General features: G+C 71.1%; 20 protein-coding genes and 1 tRNA gene. 8 read left to right on the forward strand and 13 right to left on the reverse strand.

The features are described from left to right. Window positions 1–137 precede the first annotated feature (137 nt). From gyrB to ACZ6RT_RS34405, 5 genes are all read left to right on the forward strand, one after another. Window positions 138–2,081 (forward strand): DNA topoisomerase (ATP-hydrolyzing) subunit B, encoded by a 1,944-nt coding sequence (gene gyrB, locus ACZ6RT_RS34385; RefSeq protein ID WP_399190337.1) that lies wholly within the window; start codon window positions 138–140, stop codon window positions 2,079–2,081. A gap of 31 nt (window positions 2,082–2,112) precedes the next feature. Next, window positions 2,113–4,680 carry a DNA gyrase subunit A gene (gene gyrA / locus ACZ6RT_RS34390; RefSeq protein WP_399190339.1) on the forward strand — a complete coding sequence of 856 codons (2,568 nt, stop codon included), beginning with the start codon at window positions 2,113–2,115 and terminating at the stop codon, window positions 4,678–4,680. Further along, the gene (locus tag ACZ6RT_RS34395; protein ID WP_470158130.1) at window positions 4,677–5,579 is read left to right on the forward strand and encodes a DUF3566 domain-containing protein; all 903 of its coding nucleotides are present in this window, start codon (window positions 4,677–4,679) and stop codon (window positions 5,577–5,579) included. Before gyrA ends, ACZ6RT_RS34395 begins: the two co-directional genes overlap by 4 nt. A gap of 227 nt (window positions 5,580–5,806) precedes the next feature. Next, window positions 5,807–5,880: transfer RNA gene (locus tag ACZ6RT_RS34400), tRNA-Ile, on the forward strand. Between the two features lie 136 nt (window positions 5,881–6,016). After that, window positions 6,017–6,469, forward strand: a complete 453-nt coding sequence (locus ACZ6RT_RS34405; protein ID WP_470158132.1) for a hypothetical protein — start codon at window positions 6,017–6,019, stop codon at window positions 6,467–6,469. A 417-nt stretch (window positions 6,470–6,886) separates the two neighbouring features. Here ACZ6RT_RS34405 and ACZ6RT_RS34410 read toward each other — a convergent pair whose 3' ends face one another. Continuing rightward, window positions 6,887–7,309, reverse strand: a complete 423-nt coding sequence (locus tag ACZ6RT_RS34410) for a hypothetical protein (RefSeq protein ID WP_470158134.1) — start codon at window positions 7,307–7,309, stop codon at window positions 6,887–6,889. A gap of 79 nt (window positions 7,310–7,388) precedes the next feature. Between ACZ6RT_RS34410 and ACZ6RT_RS34415 the strand changes: the two genes are divergently transcribed. Further along, on the forward strand, window positions 7,389–8,510 hold the full coding sequence (locus tag ACZ6RT_RS34415; protein ID WP_470158135.1) for a WD40 repeat domain-containing protein: 1,122 nt from the start codon (window positions 7,389–7,391) through the stop codon (window positions 8,508–8,510). A gap of 171 nt (window positions 8,511–8,681) precedes the next feature. Here ACZ6RT_RS34415 and ACZ6RT_RS34420 read toward each other — a convergent pair whose 3' ends face one another. The 5 genes from ACZ6RT_RS34420 to ACZ6RT_RS34440 all read right to left on the reverse strand — a co-directional run bounded on the left by ACZ6RT_RS34420 (window position 8,682) and on the right by ACZ6RT_RS34440 (window position 13,014). Then, window positions 8,682–9,080 carry a RidA family protein gene (locus tag ACZ6RT_RS34420; protein WP_470158136.1) on the reverse strand — a complete coding sequence of 133 codons (399 nt, stop codon included), beginning with the start codon at window positions 9,078–9,080 and terminating at the stop codon, window positions 8,682–8,684. A gap of 144 nt (window positions 9,081–9,224) precedes the next feature. Next, window positions 9,225–10,106 (reverse strand): cytochrome c biogenesis CcdA family protein, encoded by an 882-nt coding sequence (locus ACZ6RT_RS34425; protein WP_470158137.1) that lies wholly within the window; start codon window positions 10,104–10,106, stop codon window positions 9,225–9,227. A gap of 36 nt (window positions 10,107–10,142) precedes the next feature. Beyond that, window positions 10,143–10,778, reverse strand: coding sequence for a TlpA family protein disulfide reductase (locus tag ACZ6RT_RS34430; RefSeq protein WP_470158138.1), 636 nt, complete (start codon window positions 10,776–10,778; stop codon window positions 10,143–10,145). Window positions 10,779–10,879: 101 nt separating this feature from the next. Further along, the gene (locus tag ACZ6RT_RS34435; RefSeq protein WP_470158139.1) at window positions 10,880–12,712 is read right to left on the reverse strand and encodes a CDGSH iron-sulfur domain-containing protein; all 1,833 of its coding nucleotides are present in this window, start codon (window positions 12,710–12,712) and stop codon (window positions 10,880–10,882) included. Further along, window positions 12,709–13,014 carry an antibiotic biosynthesis monooxygenase family protein gene (locus ACZ6RT_RS34440; protein ID WP_344892351.1) on the reverse strand — a complete coding sequence of 102 codons (306 nt, stop codon included), beginning with the start codon at window positions 13,012–13,014 and terminating at the stop codon, window positions 12,709–12,711. Before ACZ6RT_RS34440 ends, ACZ6RT_RS34435 begins: the two co-directional genes overlap by 4 nt. A 65-nt stretch (window positions 13,015–13,079) precedes the next feature. Here ACZ6RT_RS34440 and ACZ6RT_RS34445 point away from each other — a divergent pair, with 65 nt between their 5' ends. Next, window positions 13,080–13,691, forward strand: coding sequence for a TetR/AcrR family transcriptional regulator (locus ACZ6RT_RS34445; RefSeq protein WP_399190351.1), 612 nt, complete (start codon window positions 13,080–13,082; stop codon window positions 13,689–13,691). 148 nt (window positions 13,692–13,839) lie between these two features. Here the strand turns inward: ACZ6RT_RS34445 and ACZ6RT_RS34450 are convergent, their stop codons facing one another. The 3 genes from ACZ6RT_RS34450 to ACZ6RT_RS34460 form a co-directional block, all read right to left on the reverse strand. Further along, on the reverse strand, window positions 13,840–14,397 hold the full coding sequence (locus ACZ6RT_RS34450; RefSeq protein ID WP_470158141.1) for a cysteine hydrolase family protein: 558 nt from the start codon (window positions 14,395–14,397) through the stop codon (window positions 13,840–13,842). A 74-nt stretch (window positions 14,398–14,471) separates the two neighbouring features. Then, window positions 14,472–15,170 carry an alpha/beta hydrolase gene (locus ACZ6RT_RS34455; RefSeq protein WP_470158143.1) on the reverse strand — a complete coding sequence of 233 codons (699 nt, stop codon included), beginning with the start codon at window positions 15,168–15,170 and terminating at the stop codon, window positions 14,472–14,474. A 249-nt stretch (window positions 15,171–15,419) separates the two neighbouring features. Further along, a complete protein-coding gene (locus ACZ6RT_RS34460) occupies window positions 15,420–16,436 on the reverse strand; it encodes a sigma-70 family RNA polymerase sigma factor (RefSeq protein ID WP_470158145.1) in 1,017 nt (338 codons plus the stop codon). Between the two features lie 125 nt (window positions 16,437–16,561). Here ACZ6RT_RS34460 and ACZ6RT_RS34465 point away from each other — a divergent pair, with 125 nt between their 5' ends. Continuing rightward, entirely contained in the window at window positions 16,562–17,116 is a 555-nt protein-coding gene (locus ACZ6RT_RS34465) for a hypothetical protein (protein ID WP_470158147.1), read from the forward strand. A gap of 267 nt (window positions 17,117–17,383) precedes the next feature. Here ACZ6RT_RS34465 and ACZ6RT_RS34470 read toward each other — a convergent pair whose 3' ends face one another. The 4 genes from ACZ6RT_RS34470 to ACZ6RT_RS34485 all read right to left on the reverse strand — a co-directional run bounded on the left by ACZ6RT_RS34470 (window position 17,384) and on the right by ACZ6RT_RS34485 (window position 20,896). Then, window positions 17,384–18,283 (reverse strand): manganese catalase, encoded by a 900-nt coding sequence (locus tag ACZ6RT_RS34470; protein ID WP_470158148.1) that lies wholly within the window; start codon window positions 18,281–18,283, stop codon window positions 17,384–17,386. 338 nt (window positions 18,284–18,621) lie between these two features. Continuing rightward, entirely contained in the window at window positions 18,622–19,164 is a 543-nt protein-coding gene (locus ACZ6RT_RS34475) for a cysteine hydrolase family protein (protein WP_470158149.1), read from the reverse strand. Window positions 19,165–19,246: 82 nt separating this feature from the next. Further along, the gene (locus ACZ6RT_RS34480; RefSeq protein ID WP_470158151.1) at window positions 19,247–19,606 is read right to left on the reverse strand and encodes a MerR family transcriptional regulator; all 360 of its coding nucleotides are present in this window, start codon (window positions 19,604–19,606) and stop codon (window positions 19,247–19,249) included. A gap of 960 nt (window positions 19,607–20,566) precedes the next feature. Next, the gene (locus ACZ6RT_RS34485) at window positions 20,567–20,896 is read right to left on the reverse strand and encodes a putative quinol monooxygenase (protein ID WP_470158153.1); all 330 of its coding nucleotides are present in this window, start codon (window positions 20,894–20,896) and stop codon (window positions 20,567–20,569) included. Window positions 20,897–21,091 lie beyond the last annotated feature (195 nt).

Raw genomic sequence — 21,091 nt, forward strand, 5'->3', positions numbered from 1 at the left:
CACGTCCGTTTGCGTGTCACCCCCGGCGTCCCTGCCGGTTCCCCTGGGTGAGCGCATCGGGGCATTCACGACGGTGACGGGCACGGCGGGGCAACACGGTCTCCCTGCCGCGTGTCCGCGGCAGGAGGATTTCGCACTTGTCCTACGACGCTAGCTCAATCACCGTTCTCGAAGGGCTCGAGGCGGTCCGCAAACGCCCCGGCATGTACATCGGCTCCACCGGAGAACGCGGTCTGCACCACCTCGTCTACGAGGTCGTGGACAACTCCGTGGACGAGGCCCTGGCCGGTCACGCCGACCGGATCGAGGTGACCCTGCTCGCCGACAACGGCGTCCGGGTCGTCGACAACGGCCGTGGCATCCCGGTCGGCAACGTCCCCGGCGAGAACCGTCCCGCGGTCGAGGTCGTGCTGACCGTGCTGCACGCGGGCGGCAAGTTCGACGACAAGTCCTACGCCGTCTCCGGCGGTCTGCACGGCGTGGGCGTCTCCGTGGTCAACGCCCTCTCCAGCAGGCTGGAGGTGGAGGTCCGCACGGAGGGTCACTGCTGGCGGCAGACCTACGTCGACACCCGGCCGACGGCTCCCCTGGTCAAGGGCGAGAAGACCGACGAGACCGGCACCTCGATCACCTTCTGGGCCGACGAGACCATCTTCGAGACCACCACGTGGCACTTCGAGACGCTCTCGCGCCGCTTCCAGGAGATGGCCTTCCTCAACAAGGGCCTGACGATCTCCATCAAGGACGAGCGGCCCGACTTCGTCAACGGCGAGCCCAAGGAGGTCGTCTACCACTACGAGGGCGGCCTGTCCGACTTCGTCCAGCACCTGAACTCCAAGAAGGAACCCGCGCACGTCTCGGTGATCGACTTCGAGGAGCAGGGCGAGGGCATCGCGGTGGAGATCGCGATGCAGTGGAACAACTCCTACAGCGAGTCGGTCTACACCTTCGCCAACACGATCAACACCGCCGAGGGCGGCACCCACGAGGAGGGCTTCCGCGCGGCCCTGACGTCCATCGTCAACCGCTACGCGCGCGAGCAGAAGTTCCTCAAGGAGGGCAAGGACGACAACCTCGCCGGTGAGGACATCCGCGAGGGCCTGACCGCGATCATCTCGGTGAAGCTGGCCGACCCCCAGTTCGAGGGCCAGACCAAGACCAAGCTGGGCAACACCGAGGCCAAGTCGTTCGTCCAGAAGGCGTGCAACGACCACCTGCGCGACTGGTTCGAGCGCAACCCCGGCGAGGCCAAGGACATCATCACCAAGTCCCTGCAGGCCTCCCGCGCCCGTCTGGCGGCCCGCCAGGCCCGCGACCTGACCCGGCGCAAGTCGCTGCTGGAGTCGGGCTCCGGCCTGCCCGGCAAGCTGGCCGACTGCCAGTGGAGCGACCCGGAGAAGTGCGAGCTGTACATCGTCGAGGGCGATTCGGCGGGCGGCTCGGCCAAGGGCGGCCGCGACTCCAAGTTCCAGGCGATCCTCCCGATCCGCGGCAAGATCCTCAACGTCGAGAAGGCCCGGATCGACAGGGTCCTGCAGAACAACGAGGTCCAGGCGCTGATCACCGCCATGGGCACGGGCGTGCACGACGAGTTCGACATCGCCAAGCTCCGCTACCACAAGCTGATCCTGATGGCGGACGCCGACGTCGACGGCCAGCACATCACGACGCTGCTGCTGACCCTGCTGTTCCGGTTCATGCGCCCGCTGATCGAGGCCGGGCACGTGTACCTCTCCCAGCCCCCGCTCTACAAGATCAAGTGGGACCGCAGGGGCGACGACGCCTCCTACGCCTACTCCGACCGGGAGCGCGACGCGATCATCCAGGCCGGTATCGAGTCGGGCAAGCCCGACCCCCGGCCCCGTGACAACGTGCAGCGCTTCAAGGGTCTGGGCGAGATGAACGCCTCCCAGCTCTGGGAGACGACCATGAACCCCGACACCCGACTGCTCCTCCAGGTCACCCTCGACGACGCGGCCCAGGCCGACGAGCTGTTCAGCGTGCTCATGGGTGAGGACGTCGAAGCCCGCCGTTCCTTCATCATTAGGAATGCCCGGGACGTCCGTTTCCTCGACGTGTAGCGGTAGCCGTACCAGAAAAGGATCTTGACCTGTGACGGAAGTCAACACTCCGCCCGGCCCTCCGGTGGACCGCATCGAGCCGGTCGACATCCAGTCCGAGATGCAGCGCAGCTACATGGACTACGCGATGTCGGTCATCGTCTCGCGTGCGCTGCCGGACGTCCGCGACGGCCTCAAGCCGGTGCACCGCCGCGTGCTGTACGCCATGTACGACGGCGGTTACCGGCCCGACCGCGGCTACTTCAAGTGCTCCCGCGTCGTCGGTGACGTCATGGGCTCCTACCACCCGCACGGCGACTCGCCGATCTACGCGACCGTGGTGCGGATGGCCCAGCCCTGGTCGCTGCGTTACCCGCTGGTCGACGGCCAGGGCAACTTCGGCTCGCCGGGCAACGACCCGCCGGCGGCGATGCGCTACACCGAGTGCAAGCTCGCGCCCATCGCCATGGAGATGCTGCGCGACATCGACAAGGACACCGTCGATCTCGTCCCCAACTACGACGGGCGCTCCCAGGAGCCGACCGTCCTGCCCTCGCGCTTCCCCAACCTCCTGGTCAACGGGGCGACGGGCATCGCGGTCGGCATGGCCACCAACATCCCGTCGCACAACCTGCGGGAGGTGGCCTCCGGCATCACCTGGTGCCTGCAGAACCCCGACGTGACCGACGAGGAACTGCTCGAGGCGCTGATCGCCCGGGTCAAGGGCCCCGACTTCCCGACCGGCGCGCTGATCGTCGGCCGCCGCGGCATCGACGACGCCTACCGCACCGGCCGCGGTTCGATCACCATGCGGGCGATCGTCGAGGTCGAGGAGGACGCCAAGGGCCGCCAGTGCCTGGTCGTCACCGAGCTGCCCTACCAGGTCAACCCGGACAACCTCGCGCTGACCATCGCCGAGGCCGTCAAGGAGGGCCGGATCACCGGCATCGCCGACGTCCGCGACGAGAGCTCCTCGCGCGTCGGCCAGCGCCTGGTGATCGTGCTCAAGCGCGACGCGGTCGCCAAGGTGGTGCTGAACAACCTCTACAAGCACACCCAGCTGCAGACCACCTTCGGCGCCAACATGCTGGCCCTGGTCGACGGCGTGCCGCGCACGCTCAGGCTCGACCAGTTCGTCAAGCACTACGTGGCGCACCAGATCGAGGTCGTGGTCCGCCGGACCCGCTACCTGCTGCGCAAGGCCGAGGAGCGGGCGCACATCCTGCGCGCGCTGCTCAAGGCCCTGGAGCGGATGGACGAGGTCATCGCGCTGATCCGGCGCTCGCCCTCGGCCTCGGCGGCCCAGGGCGGCCTGATGACGCTGCTGGAGATCGACGAGATCCAGGCGCAGGCCATCCTGGACATGCAGCTGCGCAAGCTGGCCGCCCTGGAGCGCCAGCAGATCACCGACGAGTACGACGTGCTGATGGCGCACATCACCGACTACCAGGCCATCCTCGCCTCGCCCGAGCGGCAGCGCACGATCATCCAGGACGAGCTCGCCGAGCTGGTCGGACGCTACGGCGACGAGCGCCGGACGGAGATCATCGCCTACGAGGGCGACATGTCCATCGAGGACCTCCTCGCCGAGGAGGACATGGTCGTCACGATCACCCGGGGCGGCTACGCCAAGCGCACCAACACCGACCTGTACCGGGCGCAGAAGCGCGGCGGCAAGGGCGTGCGGGGCGCGCAGCTGCGCCAGGACGACATCGTCGACCACTTCTTCGTCACCACCACGCACCACTGGCTGCTGTTCTTCACGAACAAGGGCCGCGTCTACCGGGTCAAGGCCTACGAGCTGCCCGACTCCGGACGCGACGCGCGCGGCCAGCACCTGGCGAACCTGCTGGCCATGCAGCCGGACGAGATCGTCATGGAGGTCCTGGACCTGCGCGACTACGAGGTCGCCCCGTACCTCGTGCTCGCCACCCGCAGCGGCCTGGTGAAGAAGACGCGCCTTTCCGAGTACGACTCGCCGCGCACCGGTGGCCTCATCGCGATCAATTTGCGCGAGGATGACGAGGTGATCGCAGCCAGGTTGGTGTCGGAGGAGGACGACCTCCTCCTCGTCTCGCGCGGTGCCCAGTCGATCCGCTTCACGGCCTCGGACGAGGCCCTGCGGCCGATGGGCCGGGCGACCAGCGGTGTGATCGGCATGCGCTTCCTCGACGGTGACGAGCTCCTGTCGATGAACCGCATCGCCGACGGCGACGACGTGCTCGTCGCGACCGAGGGCGGGTACGCCAAGCGCACCCCCGCGGACCAGTACCCCGTCCAGGGACGGGGCGGGAAGGGCGTCCTGACGGCCAAGATCGTCAGCGCCCGTGGCAAGCTTGTGGGTGCGGTCATGGTGAGGCCCGAGGACGAGGTCTTCGCGATCACGTCCGCCGGGGGCGTCATCCGGACCAGTGCCGGAGAGATCAAGCAGTCCGGCCGCCAGACGATGGGGGTTCGGCTGATGAATCTCGCGGAGGGGGACAGCGTCGTGGCGCTGGCCCGTAACGCCGAGGCCATGGAGAACGGCGAGGACGGCATCGGGATCGTCGAGGCGCCACAGGACGGCGCGACCGCCGGGCTCGCAGAGCTCGCGGAGCCCGGGGAAGGGGACAACCCGTGAGCGCTCAGGGAAAGCCGGGCTCACGTCCCGCCGCATCACGACGCGACCAGGCGATGGAGAAGATGGACAAGACCGCCGAAGCCGGTGACGTCGAGACGGCCTCCCCGCAGGTCAACGGCGGTTCGCCCGCACCGGGAACCGAGGAGCCGGCAGCCGACGCCAAGGGCAGGAAGAAGGTGTCGGCGGCCGACGACGGCAAGCAGGCCGAGACCACGGTGCGGATCCGTCCCGGATCCTCGCCCTCGTCCCCGCCTTCGTCCCCGCCTTCGTCCGCGTCCGGGCAGGCCCGGCCGTCCGGGCAGCCGCCCAGGCCGTCCGGACCGGGTGGCCCGCCGCCGCGGTCGTCGGCGCAGCCGTCCGCACCCTCCCAGCCCTCTGTCGCACCGCCGTCCTCCCCGTCCTCCTCGCCGCAGCAGGCAGGGCAGCAGAACCGGGCGGCCTGGTCACCGGGGAGCATGTCGTCCTCCTCGCCCTCACCGGACGGGTCCGGCCGCAAGGCCGGTGACGCTCCCGCCCCGAGGGCGCCCCGCAAGGCACACCTGGTGCTGCGCAGGATCGAGCCGTGGTCGGCCATGAAGTTCAGCTTCGTGGTGTCGCTGGTCTGCTTCGTGGTGCTGTTCATCGCCGTCGCGGTGCTCTACATGGTGCTGTCCGGCCTGGGGGTGTTCGAGAACATCATCCAGCTGGTCAACCAGCTCACCGTCGCCGACGGCAAGTCCACCAGCGGCATCGACGTGGCCTCCTGGTTCGAGCCGGTCCGCATCCTGGGCTACACCGCCCTGATCGGCGCGGTCAACGTGGTGCTCATCACCGCCCTCTCCACCCTCGGAGCGGTGATCTACAACGTCGCCTCCGACCTGGTCGGCGGCGTCGAGGTCACCTTCAGCGAGGCCGAGTAGCCGTTCCCGTCCTCTCCCCGGCCCTGCCGGCCGGGGAGAGCACGGTGACCCCGCCCCGGGCGCCCCGGGAGCGCGACACCGGCACGGTGGGCCCAGGGCGGAAGCCCGGGGCGGTACGGCGAAAAGCATGGCGCAAGCAGGTGCCGAAACAGGGTAAGCTTTTCCCTGTTCGAGCGGACGGGTTCGCCTCCACCAGATGGACGCGGGGCCGTTCACGTGTGTGATGCGGGGCTATAGCTCAGACGGTTAGAGCGCTTCCCTGATAAGGAAGAGGTCCCAGGTTCAAGTCCTGGTAGCCCCACCCAGCTCAGAGGCCATTTCCCGATTCGGGAAGTGGCCTTTTCGGTCTTTCGGGTGACCGGGGTCGTGTCTCGTCCGGCGGTCATGGTCCACAGCCGGAGCGCTGAGCGTCCCTGCCCGGAGAACGAGCGGGGGAGATGATGAAGCACCGCGCGCTGTTGTGCTGGACGGGGGCCGTCCTGCTGTCCACCCTTCCGCACTGGGCCTCGTCACCGGTGGGTGCGGAGATCTCCATCTGCGCCTATTCGAACACCGAAGACGGGCATACCGGTCGTGATGTGCTCGGCCTGGGCTTCGGCGCGATGGCCGCTCTTCTCCCCCTCGCTCTGGTGGCGCTGGCCGTGGCCGCGTGGCGGTCACCGCCCGCGCGGCGTCGGCTCCTGGCCTGGGCGGGCGCGGGCGGAGCCGTCGCGACGGCCGCCTACCACGCGCTGTCGACCGTTGCGTTCTTCTCTCCCTACTGCCCCGAGGATTCGCAGGGTCCCGGGTTCGTGCTCCCGCTCTACGGCGCCGTCGCCGCGCTCGTCCTGATCGCCGGCGTGCCACGAGCCGGCGACGAGCCCGGCGCGGAGACCGGGACACGGTCGTGAACGGCGGGCGAGCCCGCAGGAAGATCTGATCCGTCGCCTCGGCTTCTTCCCGTGGTAGCGGGCGGAGTCGCTCCGTCATCGGCCGGAGATCTGCTCGGCCGGGCACCGTACGGGCGAGGACACCAGCGGCTCCCGTCCGTCGCCCGGGACCGTGCACCGATCGTGCACCGGTGACTCGGCACGGTGGCCGGGCCGGCCGACGCCGGGTGCGCGGCCGGGCGAGGGACCCCTTCCGCAGGAGAAGGACCGTGCCGGTTCCCCGGGAACGCTCTCCCGACCGGAGCGGGAGCGTACTTGATCACGGTTTGGTGTCGTGCGATCAACTGATCTTGACGCGACAGTACCCGTAAGACGTTATTGGAACATATGTTCCCATATGTGCAGGAGGTCTTCGTGCGCCATCGACTGGTTCGCCGATTAGCCGCTCACTGCGGTGCCGTCGGTTTGATCGCCGGCCTGCTCACCGTCGCGGCCCCCGCCGCCTCGGCGGCCGACACCACGACCGACCTGGGGGTGAACTTCGGCTCCTACTCCGCCGATCTGGCTGTCGGCGGCGGCCGGGTGTTCGTCGCCGCCGAGGACCGGATCATCGTGGCCGACACCGGCGGGAACCTCACCGGCGGTGTCGTCACCGGCCTGTCCGACGTCCAGGAACTGGCCATGAACGCGGACCACACCCGCCTGTACGCGGCGCTCACCGGTTCGAACGAGGTGGCCGAGATCGACACCGCGAGCCTCGCCGTCACCCGGCGGATCGACCTGTCGGCCCACCCGTGCCCGTTCACCCTGGCATTGCTGGGCGAGCGGCTGTGGGTGGGGCACGGGTGCGACGACGGCCACGGCGGCGTCGTCGGCCTGGATCTGAGCGCGGCCGCACCGGCGCCGGTGGCGGTCGGGGGCGAGGCACCTGCGCGCTCCCGTGCTCGCGGCCGCCGGCGACACGCTCGTGGTCGGCCGGACCAGCATGCATCACGCCGACATGCTGGTCTACGACATCGGCGGCGACACCCCGGAGCCGCGCGGCACGATCGACGGCAGGAAGTGGCGCATGGACTACCTGCGCGACCTCGCCCTGACCTCCGACGGCACCACCCTGTTCGCCGCGGCCGACACCCCCGGACACTTCACCAGGTACGACACCACGACCCTGGCGGCGACCGGCACCTACGGCGACGGCGACGGCTGGGACGGGTATCCGTCGGCCGTGGCGCTCGGCGCGGACGGCGCCTACGTCGCCGCGGGACGCCAGTGGGGCAGCGCCGACCTCACGCTCTACGACGCCGCGACCGGCGCGGAGATGTTCGCCGCCGACCAGCCGGACGCCGAACTGCTCCCGGACGACGGCGTCGCGTTCTCCGGCACGGACGTCTTCGCGCTGTTGCTGAGCCCCGCGAACCGGCTGCTGCTGTGGCGGGTGACGGGCGTCGCGCTTCCGGCGTCCAGTCTGACGGTGAAGGCCCCGGCGCGCACGTACGCCGGCTCGCCGGTCACCGTCGAGGGGCGGCTCACCCGCACCGACGGCAAGGCGCTCGGGCTCAAGCCGCTCACGGTGACCCGGCGCCCGGTCGACGGGACGAAAAAGCCGATCACCGGTGTGACGACGCAGAAGAACGGCACGTTCACCTTCAAGGACACGCCGCCGGACATCGGTGAGGTGACCTACTCGGTGTTCTGGGACGGCGACGACCAGTACCGCCGGAGCAACGCCTCCGTCACCGTGACGGTCAGGCACGTCTCCACCCTCACCATGGACGGGCCGAAGTCAGGCGTCGTCGGCACGGCCATGGAGCTGACCGGCGTGCTCACGGCGGGTGGCAGGCCGCCCTCGCCGGGGGCCTCGCTCACCGTGCAGCGCAGCGTGTACGTCGACGGCGTCAGCGACGGAGGCGTCAAGCTGCCGCCGGTGAGCGTGAACGCCGACGGCACGTACACGCTCACCGACACGCCCGCCGTCGCCGGCAGGTACAGCTACTTCGCGTCGTGGCCGGGGGAGGTCACGGCCGGACCGGCCAAGGCCACCCATCAGATCGTGGTCGAGTGACCAGACGGCCGTGCTCGTCCTTCGGGCCGGGCACGGCCGTCAGCCCTTCGTCGCATCATCGGCGTCGTCGGCAGTGGCCGGGGCCGGGACACGGCAGGGCTCGCGGCGGACGCGGTGCCCGCCGGGCGGCGTCCGCACGGCCGGTGATGTCCGCCGGGCGAACGGGGTGGGTCAGGGAACCGCGGCGACGGCGGTGATCTCGACGAGCTGGCCCGTGTATCCCAGGCAGGAGACGCCCAGCAGGGTCGAGGTGTGCGGTCCCGCGGCGAGCTCGGAACGGCGCACGACCTCCCACACCCGGCCGAGATCTCCGGGGGTGTCCGCGACGACGTACACGGTGCTGGAGATCACCTGGCTCAGATCGCTGCCGACCGCTGCCAGCGCGGTCTCCAGGTTGGCGAGGACCTGCCGGGTCTGGACCACGGGATCACCGGCCCCGACGAGATCGCCGTCCACGTCCAGGGGGACGGCCCCGGCCATGAAGGCCAGGCGTCGGTTCGCCTCGATCACGGCCGCGTGCGCGTAGTCCGGTGGCGGGAACAGGCCCGCGACGATCGTTCGGTGAACCATGACGTTCCTCCTCGGTGAGCCGACGCGACGATGATCCCGGTGTTCCGCCCGGTGTGTCATGTGGGTTTTCCCGGCGACGTCGTCCGGCGTGGACGCCGTGCGGTGACCCGTGTCGCAGCAGGGCGGACGCCGCCCGGCGCGGCACTAACGCGGCTCGTCCCGGGGCCCGTGGCCGGCCGGCTCGGCAGGGCGCGGGCTTCGCCGTACCCTGCGCCAGGTCAGGGCGGCCAGGGAGAGGACGGCGAGCGCGAGCGCCGTCCCGCCGGCGCCGATGCTCTCGATCCGGTCCGCCAGGATTCCCTGTACGGCGGTCGCGGTGCCGACGATCGGGTCGTCGGTGGAGGCACCGGAGAACACGCGCAGCTCGTACCAGCCGTAGTAGGCGACGTACAGGCCGGCGAGGACGAGCAGGGCGCCACCGGCCCGGGAGACGTACGGCAGGAACCGGCGCAGCCGGGTCACCGCGGCGGCCCTGGCCAGGGCCACGGCCAGGGAGAGGAAGGTGACTACCAGGCCCATGCCCAGCGCGTACGCGGCGAAGACGGCCAGGGCACCGAGGACGCCGTCGCTGGTCAGCGAGGCCGAGGTGATCGCGAGGAAGGGGCCGACCGTGCAGGACAGGGAGGCCACCGCGTAGGACAGGCCGTAGCCGTACAGCGAGACGACGGAGGTGGTGGGGCGGCCACCGGCGAGGGCGTACGTGCGTACCGGCAGTTCGCGACCGGCCAGCAGCCATCCGCCCAGCACCACGAGGGCCGCCCCGATGACGATCGTCACCCATGGCAGGTACCGGCCGATCGAGACCGCCAGCGGGGTGATGACCAGGCCGAACAGGCCGAAGACCGTGACGAATCCGGCGGTCATCGCGGCCGACAGGGTCAGGGCCCGCAGGACCGGCCCGCGCGAGGCGGACCCGTCGTCGAGCAGCATGGTGAGGTAGGCCGGGAGCATCGCGAAGCCGCAGGGGTTGAAGGCGGCCACCAGGCCCGCGGTGACGGCCAGGGCGAGCGGCAGGTCGGCGCTCATCTGTGAGGTCCGAGGTGTCCGGCCGGCATGCCGGGGCTATCCGGCCCGTAGTTTCCGCACATGTCCGTCCAGTGCGGCCGAGGTCAGAGGGCCCGCGGCCTTGGTGGTGGAACCGTCGGGTCTCATGAAGACGAAGGTGGACTGCGCGCTGACGCCCAGCCCGGTCCACACCGACCCCTTGGCGTCGGAGAGGTGCACGAGGGAACCGGTACCGGTGCGCCGGACGAACTCCTTCATCGCGGCCTCGGTGTCCAGGCCGGCGACCCCGACGAAGGCGACATCGCCGTGCTCGGCCGCGGCGGCCTTGACCGCGGGTGCCTCGGAGAGGCACTTGGGACACCACGGCGCCCAGAACCAGAACACCACCGGCCTGCCCGCCAGGCTCGCGCCGTCGAAGGGGGCACCGTCCAGGGTCTTCGCGGTGAACCTCAACGACGCCGGGACGGAGGTCGCTGCCGCCTCCGAAGGCCCGGCTTCCGGGGATCGGACTTGCGGGGACCCGGTTTTCGAAGGCGACGCCGAGGTGGGGTCCGCGGGTGCGGGCGTCATGGTGGCCTGGAGCGTCGCCCGGCCGTCCACAGGACCGGACGCGCCGGCCCCACCGGTCCCGCCGCACGCGGTGACCAGCAGGGACGCCGACAACGTGACGGCCACCACCGGGAGTCTGATCATGTGGCCAGCGTACGGCCGCGCTCCGCGGCCCGATCTTACGAGGTGATTACAGCCGCCCCGTCCGAGAACGGCGTCCACCGAGGTGGCCTACCCGGGGCCGCTCACCCCGGGGTGCCCTCGGCGACCCACCGGGCGAAGACGTCGACACGGTCGGTCGGCCAGGGGGCGTCGCACGGCATGTCGCCCCGGCGAAGGCGTACCAGGATGGCCTCGGCGTGCCGGGCGACGTCGGTGTGGGACCACAGGTCGAAGGCGGAGCTCATCGACCTGCGGTCGGTCTCGCGGAACAGCGGCCTGATGTGCGCGGCGAAACCGAGGGGTTCGCCGGGGCCGGGCAGGCCGGCCGCCGGTTCCTCGGCCACCGGGGCCAGGGCGGAGACGCGGGAGCCTGGGGTGGCCGAGCACACCCACCACCAGCGGGGTACCGGCATGTGCGGTGGCGGGGCGGCGCCCGGCTGGGAGTTCTCGACCGCGATCCGGGAACCCCACTCCACGTAGGAGACGAAGGCCGCCCGGAACTCCGGGTCGGACGGCAGGCCGGCGTCGTCGGCGGCCCGTACGATGAGCCGGGCCCAGCGCGCGCGCCACTCCTCGGTCAGCGCCTTGCCCGCGTGCTCGGCGATCATGTGCTCGTAGCCGCCGTAGCGTTCCGTGTAGAGCCTCGGGCCGCCGAAGGTCTCGCACAGCCAGGCCGCCACGCGCTCGGGATGGTCGGGTGACATCCGGGAGAACAGCGGCGCGAGCAGCGGATCCTGCGGGACGTACGTGCCGTAGAAGATCTGCGTCATCCGGGTCAGCGCCGGCAGTCCGCCGGCCCACTCGTACAGCGTGGGGTTCTCGGAGAGCGGTGGGTCGGTGAAGCCGACATCGTGGTGCATGCCGCTGCAGAACGGCTTGTTCCGGGACCGGCCGCACCGGCAGAGGCTGTAGTGCTCGGTCGAGGCGCCGGCGTCGCGCGGCTCGGGCCGGCCGTCGTCACCGGTCAGCGGGATGCCGCCGGTGATCCGGTAGGGGCCGTCCCTGGAGATCTCGACGACCGTCTCGCGGCGCTGGGGGGCGGGTTCCTGCCCGTCGATCGCGTAGCCGAGCGCGCCGGAGGGGCAGGTGCGCACCGCTCGCACGATCTCGTCCATCCGGCCGCCGCTGGGCGCCACGAACGGTTCCCTCCCCTGCCGGAACACCGTCGGCAGCCGGTCGGTGCAGAACCCCGAGTGGGCGCACAGGCCACGGTCGTCCAGGACGGTGATCTGGACGCCCTCGTGGCCCTCCCGGTGGCCGGGCACCCGCCGGGGGTCCTTGTCACCGCTGAACCCGGTGCGCGCGTGGCTGCCGTCGCACAGCGGTTTCATCGCCGAGGCCCCGCACCGGCACAGCGCCATCTGGGGGAGGACCGTGATCGGCTCGCCCAGCCAGTCGGTGATCCGCGAGGGGTTGGTGACCAGGTACGGCCCGTCGGCCGCGACCTGGATCTGCGGTGTCAGGGCGGCCTGGATCTCCCGTAGCTCGGCGACCCGTGCCGCCCTGGTCCCGGCGTCGTCGGTGAACAGCCAGGCCAGATGCTGCAGCGCGGCCGTCGCCTCCTGGACGCCGGTCGGCAGGCCGGGCAGGGTGCGCAGCCGGGTGGCGTCCACGGCCAGCCGCCACAGGCGCTCTCCCGGCGTCCCGGGCTCCGGTTCCGCCGCCCGCCCGTCGTCCTCGCCGGCCGGTGTCCCGGGCTCATGCCCGTCGTCCTCGACGGTCAGGTGGGCGAGTGCCTCGGACAGCGGCCGGACGACCGAGTCGTCCAGCGGTTCGGCGCCCTCCTCGACGGTCATGAGACGGGTCAGGTCCCGGTCGAGCAGGCGGGCGCGCCCCAGTAGCGCCCGTAGTTCCGTGATCGCCGCCTGCCGCGCCGACCGCGCCGTGCTCGCCGCGTCCACCGGCGAGCCGGTCATCGGGCCGTCCCGCTCTGGCGGACGACGTAGTGCTTCATCTCCTGGATCTGCGGGATGAACGGCCGTACGGCGGCGAGGAACACGCGGAAACCGGGACTGCCGCGGAAACCCTGTTCGTGCCCCTCCACCGAGTCCCACTCGATCCGCACCACGTAGTTCTCGGGTTCCTCGACGCCACGGGCGATCTCGTAGGCCAGGCAGTGCGGGTCGGCGTCCAGGACGGGGGAGGCGGCCCGGTAGGCCCGCTCGAACTCGTCTGCCTGGGAAGACGGAACGGTATAACGGATGTACTCGATGACCACGGCCACCATCCTCGGCTCGAATGCGATTAATCAATACAATACAGTATTGGATTGGAGCGTCCGGTGTGAGTCAGAAGCAGGGCCGGGCTCGTGACAGCGCGATCGACGATCGGGTCCTCGCCGTCGCGGCCAGGCATCTCTCCCGGTACGGGTACGCGGCCATGTCCCTGTCGGCGGTCGCGGAGGAGGCCGGCACCACCCGCCAGGCCCTGTACCGGCGCTGGCCGGGCAAGGCCGACCTGGCCGCCGCGGTGATCGCGACGCTGGAGGACGAGGAGGGCCCGGACTCACCGGCCACCGACCCGTTCGCCGCGCTGGTGGCCGAGCTGACCGACTTCCAGCGCGGGGTGTCCATGCCCGGAAGGCTGTCGCTGGTGGGCACCATGCTCCAGGACACCACCGACCCCGATGTCCGCGCCCGCTACCGCGCCCGTGTGGTCGCCCCCCGGCGCGCCAGACTCCTGGCCGTCCTGGAGACCGCGCGGCGGCTCGGGCGCATCGACGCCGAGGCCGACCTGGAGGTCGCCCTCACCATGTGCACCGGCTCCTGGTACGGCCGCGAGCTCGCCGGAGCCCCCCTGCCCCCGCGCTGGCCGGAGCGGACGGCCGCGCTGGTGTGGCGGGCGCTCGGCGGCCGGGTTCCGGCCGGACGGCACGATGCCGCCGAGGACGACTGAGCCGTCCCCGGCGGCACCTTCCCTGCACGTCCCTGAGCGTCCCCGCGTGCCTTGGTGCGGTAGGAAGCCCGGGGCGGGAGCCTGAGGGCGAGGGGCTCCGGACGGGGGTCTTCGGAGGTCTCCGGACGAGAGCCTCAGGACGAGAGCCTCAGGGCGTGCCGAAGTCGACGTCCGCGGTCGTGACCGTCCCGGCCGTCCGCCCGGGCGCCGTCTCGTAGGTCCAGTACAGGTTCGTGTGCGCGATGACCTTCTCCGGGGGCGGCGCCCCCCACTCCGTCTGGTCCTCGGCCGTGTGGGCGTCACTGACCAGGATCGTGTCGTACCCCCGGACGAGCGCGCCGTGCAGTGTCGCGCGGACGCACTGGTCGGTCTGCGCGCCGGTGACGACGAGCCGCCCGACGCCGAGGTCCGACAGCACCGTCTCCAGGGTCGTCTCCTCGAAGGAGTCGCCGTAGTGCTTCTCGACGACCGGCTCGGTCTCGTCCGGAGCCAGCTCGGGGACGATCTCCCACCCCTCGCTCCCCCTTTCGAGGTCCTCGTCGGAGTGCTGGACCCAGACGACCGGGACCCGTTCGCGCCGTGCCTTCCCGATGAGGCCGCCGATGTTCGTGACGACCGCGTCGCGTTCGTGGCCCTTCTCGACGACGGCGTTCTGCACGTCGACGACGAGCAGGGCGGTGTTCGGCCGGTTCTTCAGCGTGGTCATACTCTCCCTTTTGTACCGACGGGGACTTGTGTCCAGGATCACAGTAGGCATCGCCACCGGCAGAGCGACACCGGTTATCGCCCCGGCTCCGATGTCGTACCGGGGCCCGTGTACGCCTCCAGCCGGTCGGCCAGCTCGCGGGGACGGGCGAGGGCGACGGCGTGGCCCCCGTCCATCTCGTCGGGGACGATGCCCAGGCGCTCGCGCACGACGCGGCGGGTGAACTCCGCCGGGAGGAAACGGTCGTCGCGGCAGAGCAGGAACCGCGTCGGCACGGCAGGCCAGGAGGTGAGCGGCCAGGGCTCGGTGAACGGGGTCGCGGACTGGTCGCGGCCCCTGCGCCGGGCCTCCGCCGCCAGACCGGGCGGGACGTCGTGCAGGAACAGGGCGATGTCGTCGTCCGGGGCCCGGCCGTCGAGCTCGTCCCGCTCGCGCCGCGCCCGCTCCCAGCCGGTCGCGGCCCACCAGTCCCCGGCCGTCTCGCCCGGTGAGGGGATCATCGCCGTCAGCAGCACCAGCAGCTCGACCGGTACCCGCTCGCACACCAGCGGCGCGGTGAACCCGCCCAGGGACTGCGCGACCACGACGAGGCCGGTACGGTCGCCCACGGCCCCGACCACGGCGTCCGCGTACTCGGACAGCCCGGCCGAGTCGTCGTCGCACGGCAGGTCGGGCGCGACCACGTCGTGGCCGCGCGCCCGCAGCTCGGCCTCCAGCAGGTGCCAGTACCACGAACCAGACGCGGCGCCGTGGATCAGTACGTAGGTGGTCATGCCGGGTTCCTCCTCGTCGGCCGCGCTCGTCGCGACCCTCACCGTCGAGACGGCGGGACACCGGAAAAGGGGTCACCCGTACGGCGGGCCGGTGCGTCGCCCGGCCGGACACGGGATCACCGGTGACTCCCCCACGGACGGCGGCCGGACACGAGACCGCCGACCACGGACGGCCGGACGCGGGACGGTCGACCACGGACGGCCGGGGCCCGTCGACCACGGGCGGCCGGACGCGGGAATCGCCGACGGTCAGGGCGACGTCGCCGGCAGCCCGAACGCGGCGAACAGGTGCGGCTCGAAGACGGTGATCTCCACGATCCTCCCGTCCTCGATCCGCAGCACGTCGATCACCTGGGCCCGGTACTCGCGGGCCCCCGGCGGTCTGACGTACCCCGCCACGGCAGGCTGCCGGTTCGCCCGGGTGGGCACGCTCCGCCACCGTCCCCCGTACAGCGGAGAGCCGGGTCCGAAGGCGTCCGCGGCGAAGGCCGTGACCGCCTCGCGCCCGGCGAACCAGAACGGGAGGGGGGGCATCGTCATCCGCACGTCCTCGTGGAGCAGCCGGGCGAGCGCTGAGGCGTCGGCCCGCTCGTGGGCCTCCATGAAGCGCCGCAGGAGCTCCCGTTCCCCGGCGCTCGGGGCCGTGGACGGCGCCCAGTCCAGGCGGCGTTCCGGCAGGTGCGTCCGCAGCGTCGACCGTGCCCGCCGCAGAGCGCTCTTGACCGAGTCGACACTCGTTCCGAGCAGCGCGGCGGTCTCCTTGGCAGGCCAGCCGAGCACGTCCCGCAGGATCAGTGCCGCCCGCTGGCCGGGGGGCAGGTGCTGGAGGGCGGCGAGGAAGGCCAGCTCGATGGTCTCCCTGCCCACCACGGCCGCGTCCGGTTCGGCACCGGGCGCGAGGGGTTCCAGCAACCGGTCCGGGTACGGCTGGAGCCAGGGGATCTCGGCCGGCACGGCCGGTGCGTCCGTTTCCCGGGGTGCCTCGCGCGGCCGTGGCCGGCGCGGATACCGGTCGAGGAAGTCCAGGCACGCGTTCGTGGCGATCCGGTAGAGCCAGGCACGGACGGTGGAGCGGCCCTCGAAGGTCCCGCGTCCGCGCCAGGCCCGCAGGAACGTCTCCTGCACCAGGTCCTCGGACTCCTCCAGCGAGCCGAGCATCCGGTAGCAGTGCACCCGCAGCTCCCGCCGGTGGCGCCCGACCAGCTCGGCGAAGGCCGTCTCGTCGCCCGCCCGGACGGCGTCGGCGAGCGCTCCGTCCTCGTTCATGATCCCCCCGGTGTCCACGCCACTCGTCCCCGTTGGGACGGGCGAACGGCCGCGAAGGGGTCGGTCCGTACCCGGGTGAGGTCCGTGACGTCGAACCGTTCGGGGCGAGGATACGTGATGAGGGCATGAGACACAGGTTCGTCGCCGTCCCGGCCGCCGTCGTCGCCTTCGCGGCCGTCATGGCCGGTCCCGGTACGGCGTGCGCCTGCAGCTGCGTGGCGTCGGGCCCCCGGGAGCGGGTCGAGCGCGCGGCGGTCGCCTTCACCGGGACGGTGGTCGCCCTCCGCCGGGTGCCCGCGGCCACCCCCGGGCCTCCCCCGTCGATCGTGTACGTCTTCCGGGCCGATCAGGTCTACAGGGGAAGGACCGGGACCCGCATCGAGGTGGCGAGCAGCACGAGCGGGGCCGCGTGCGGATACTCCTTCGACGTCGGCTCCCGGTACCTGGTGCTCGCCTCGGACGGGGGGAGGAGCCTGGCCGGGAGCGATCCGGGCGTCGCGCTGAGCACCGGGATCTGCCACGGGAACCTGCCCGTCCGGGCCGGTGACCGGCCGTTGCGCGAGCGGGACGGGATCCACCGGGGGGAGCCGCTCCGCCGGGAGCTGCTCGCCGCACTCGGCACGCCCGAGCCGCCGTCCTCGTCCTCGTCGGATGGGGGGATGCGGCGCCGCGGGCGGTGAGACGTCCCGGCCGGCCTCATCGGGGGTGCCGGTCGGGACCACACCCCCTCGTGAACCGCCGGGCGGCCACCTCTCCGGGTGAACCACCGGGGACCGGCCCGCGGTGACGGGACGTCCGGCGCGTCCGGCGCGTCCGGAAGGGCCGGCGAGAGGCGCGGGGAGGGGTGTGGAAGGAGCGGGGCGCCACCGTGACCCCGGTCGGACAGGTGTCACGGTGGCGCCCTCGGCCCGCCCCGGTTCCGCCGGACCGGATCGGACCGGGCCGGCTCAGGTCAGCTTGTCCTTGAGCTTGCCCAGCGGGCCGGCCTCGGTGCCGAGGGCGGGGCCGCTCGGCGCGCCCATGCTGCCGTCGTAGGTCGCGTAGAGCAGCGGGTCGGGCGGCGGCGGGCTGGCGGGACCGCCGAGCGGCTGAGGGTCGAGAAGGTAGGAGAACTCGTGCCGTCCGTCCGGCATGAGGCCGGACGCCCAGCCTCCCTGCGTGCCCTCGGTCCCCTCCGACAGGTCCCAGATCGCCGAGGCGTGCTCGGCGTACTCCTCGTCGAACAGCGCGTTCGGGGCGACGACGTCCTCCAGGCCGTCCGCCTGGAGCTCCTCGATGGCCTTCAGCCACATGTTCTGGTGCAGGGTGTCGCGGGCCAGGTTGAACCTGAGCATGTCGCGCACGCCCGGGTCGTCGGTCATGTTGTAGAGCCGCGCGGTCTGCAGGCGGCCCTGCGCCTCGGCCGCGACGTTGGCGTGGAAGTCGGCCAGCAGGTTGCCGCTCGCCACGATGAAGCGGGCGTTCCACGGGTAGCCGTTGCTGTCGGCCAGCAGGGGTCCGCCACCGGCCACGATGGCCTGCTGCGGATCCATCCCGCCCAGCACGGCCCCGACCACCGGATCGGCGGCGGCCATCTTCGTGGTGGCGGTGGCGGGCGCGCCCTCCAGAAGACGAGCGATCATGGTGGCGATCATCTCGACGTGACCGATCTCCTCGGTCGCGACGTCCATGATCAGATCCTTGTACTTACCGGGCATCCGGCAGTTCCAGCCCTGGAACAGGTACTGCATGGTGACGGTCATCTCGCCGTAGGCGCCACCGAGCAGCTCCTGGAGTTTGTGGGCGTAGACCGGGTCGGGCTTCTCGGGCTTGGCTTCGAACTGCAAGGGCTTGGTGTGCAGAAACATCAACCGCTCCTCGTGTCGGACTCTGGATCAGAGCCCGCGGAGCCATATGCCACCTTCCGGCGCAGAGCTGACCCCGCTGATGGATCTGATGGGGGTCGTCCAGAAATTCCAGCAGCTCCGTCGCCGAGGGAGGCGGAGTAACACGCCCGTACATCTCACCGACTGCTTAAAGTTCCTCCCATACGGAGGATCTCCCTCATATGCGGAGATACGTCTCTGCTTCTCGTACGTGCCGCTGCTCGCCATGAGGAGACCGGTGCCCGAGGCCCCACGGCCCGCCCTCCAGGGCCAGGGCCCGGACGGTCCCGGGACGGCGGGGCCGGGTACGGCGGTCCGGCTCAGACCTCCAGGCAGCTCTCGGCGGGCAGGAGCTCGGCGCTCATGTTGCGCTCCATCATCCGCATCGACGCCTCGGCCAGGTCGGAGTGGATGTGGGCCACGCAGTCGCGGGCCACCCGCAGGGAGAACTCGCGGACGTAGGCGTCCAGCGCGCTGTAGAGCACACACTGCTCGGTCACCTGACCGGCCAGCACGACGGTGTCGATCCCCTCGCTGCGCAGCAGGTAGTCCAGCGGCGTGCCGTAGAACGCGCTGTGGCGCACCTTGGGCATGAACGGGGAGTCGGGCGGCGCGAGCACCGGCTCGACCAGGTCGGGGCGCCTGCCCTCGAGCGCGCGCCGCTGCAACTCCTCGCGACCGGCGGTGAAGTCCCCGTGATTGTCGTTGACGAATATCAGCCGAGCGTGGGAGCTCCGGTGGGCCCGCCGGATCAGGCCCGAGAGGGGCTCGACGATCTGCTCGACGCTCTTCTCCAGAAGATCTGCATCATCGTGGTCGTAAGGGTTCAGCATGTCGACCACTACCACGGCAATGTTTCTCATCCCGCCTCCCTGCCCCAGGATGTCGGTTTCATCGCGGGGAGGGAGGTAAAGGTGAGGAAGGTAAAGAGGGCGGGCTGAGCCCTCACTCCGATGGGCGGGGCGTTCCGGTGGCCTTCTCCGCGCGGGACCGCTGGAGCTCGGCGTTGATGCGCAGCGCCTCGGCGAGCTGGTCCTCCAGGATGATGATGCGGCATGCGGCCTCCAGGGGGGTGCCCTGGTCGACCAGCTCCCGGGCCCGGGAGGCCAGGCGCAGCTGGTAGCGCGAGTAGCGGCGGTGCCCGCCCTCGGAACGCTGCGGTTCGATGAGGCGGGCGGTTCCCAGACTGCGCAGGAAGGCCGGGGTCACTCCCACCAGCTCCGCGGCCCGGCCCATGCTGTAGGCGGGGTAGTCCTCGTCGTCGAGCTTGTCACCGGCTCCGGGGCCGGACGTCTGATCGGCCATGCCGGCCGTGTCCTGCGAACCGGCCCTCGATGGGAGGGCCGGAATTATCGGCGCTTGATCCATACAACCTTCTCGAACGCGAACAGGGGCCCCGGTGCCATAGTGCACCGGGGCCCAAACGAGGTTCAACACCATCTACCGGCCGGTTGGCCGATCTACTTCCACGTGGTCCGCCCGACGGGGCGGAGACGCGGGGAGTCGCGTGTGCGTGACCGTAGATCACCGTCCAATCCGTGGGACTGCGGCACCCGTGCGGTGAGAAACGACCGGCAACGGGCGATCCTGATGGCGTTCAACGCTCCCTTCTCTATCCCTGTATCTCTGACCTCAGGTGATGCCTCGACAGCGCGTCCACGGCCAGGACCCCTTCACTGCGTCGGCCCCGGCACGTCCGACCTTCTGTCGTCCGACTGCTTCGTCCACGGCGGGGGCCCTTTCACTGCTCCGGCCCCGGCACGTCCGACTCTTTTTCGTACCACTGCTTCGTCCACGGCCAGGACCTCTTGACTGCGTCGGCCCCGGCACGTCCGACTTTTGTCATGCACTTGCTTCGTCCACGGCCGGGGCCCTTTCACTGCCTGGCCCCGGCACGTCCGACCTCTGTCCTACAGCTACGTCGTCCACATCATCCACTTCGTCCGGGCAGTTCGTCGTGATGCTCGCGTACTGCTCTGCCCTGTGGATCCGTTCCTTGCGATGTCAGAAACTCTACCCCCGGTCGGGAGCAATGTCTACCGTGGCCACTACAGATTTTCGATTCCCGGGACGGGAGGTCCGTGGGACGACGACACGGGACCGCCGGTGGGCCGGAACGGAGAGGGGGAAGGGGGCGCCCGCTTCCGCCGGGACGCGGTCGCGGCGTCCCGCGCCGCGAGACGGAGGATCGGGGGCCCGGCCCAGGACGGCTCGGCTCTCGCGGGCCTCCTCGTCCCCCGACCTCGGTGCGCGTGGCGGTCCCGCTCAGTCCCGGGTGGGGGACAGCTCCGCCATTCGCGACCACCCCTCGCCGGGCACCTCCACATTGACGATCTCCGGTGTCTCCGCGATCACCCCGGGCATCCAGGACATGACGGTCCTGAAGTGCTCGGAGTTCACGTGCGCCTCGCCCGCGGCGGGCGAGGCGCACGCCTCCAGCAGGACGAACCGGTCGGGTGCGTCGACGCTCCTGGACCAGTCGAAGAAGAGGTTCCCGGGCTCCTGCCGGGTGGCCCGGGTGAAGTCCTCGACGAGCGAGAGCCACTCGTCGGCCCGCTCGGGACGCACGGTGAACCTGACCGCGATGAAGATCATGCTGTGCCCTCTCTCGCTCTGCCGGAGCCTGCGGCCGACACCGCCGCCGCTCGTGTGCCGAAGGTGTACGGAACTCCCCGTGCCCGTGGCGTACGAAACCCCGTACACCCGTGGCGTACGAAACCCCGTACACCCGTGGCGTACGGAACCCCGTGCCGTGTCGTGCGGAGCGGTGACGGCCCGCCTCCGTGGCCG

The organism is Streptosporangium sp. NPDC050148 (assembly GCF_055586505.1).